This is a genomic window from Marinactinospora endophytica (assembly GCF_054780875.1).
Genome location: NZ_BAAGVM010000045.1, coordinates 1 through 644 on the forward strand (window position 1 = coordinate 1; position 644 = coordinate 644).

Consider the following 644-nt stretch of genomic DNA (forward strand, 5'->3'; position numbering starts at 1 on the left):
CGACCCCGCCCGCGCCGGCGTGGATCAAGACACGTTCCCCGGCCTTGAGCCCACCCAGATCCACCAACCCATACCACGCCGTGGCGAACACCACCGTCGCCGCCGCACCCTGCGCAAACGACCAGCCCGAGGGGAGACGGGTGATGATACGCGCGTCCGTGACGACCCGGGGACCATAGGCCCCCTCCGCCAGTCCCATGACGCGGTCGCCGGGGCGCAGGTCCTCCACACCGGGACCCACCTCGGTCACCACACCCGCGAACTCGCCGCCGATCAGCTCGTCACGCTCGTCGACCATGCCGAGGGCGACGACCACGTCGCGGAAGTTGATGCCGGCCGCCCGCACCGCGATGCGCACCTCACCCACACCCAACTCGCGATCGGCCTCGGGGAACGGCAGGAGGGCGAGGGAGTCGAACGATCCCTTGGCGGTGCTGTCGAGACGCCAGGCCCCCGGGCCGGTAGGCACAGTGAGCCCGCGCTCGGTCGCGTCGGCGTTCACCAGACGCGGCACCAACACCTCGCCCTGGCGGACGGCCAGCTGAGGCTCCCCCTCCACCCCCAACACCCCGGCCAACACACCCGCCGACCCCGCAGCACCATCCACATCCACCAACACCACCCGGCCCGGATGCTCCGCCTGA

Annotated in this window: 1 protein-coding gene and 1 pseudogene; both read right to left on the reverse strand. The window is 71.6% G+C overall.

All coding sequences use genetic code 11. The features are described 5' to 3' along the window. Positions 1-559, reverse strand: a 559-nt coding sequence (locus ACYVHU_RS26705; RefSeq protein WP_498949927.1) for an alcohol dehydrogenase catalytic domain-containing protein, incomplete at its 3' end; no start/stop codon positions are given. 3 nt (positions 560-562) lie between these two features. Then, positions 563-622 (reverse strand): annotated as a pseudogene (locus ACYVHU_RS26710) (hypothetical protein); the annotation flags it as partial. Positions 623-644 lie beyond the last annotated feature (22 nt).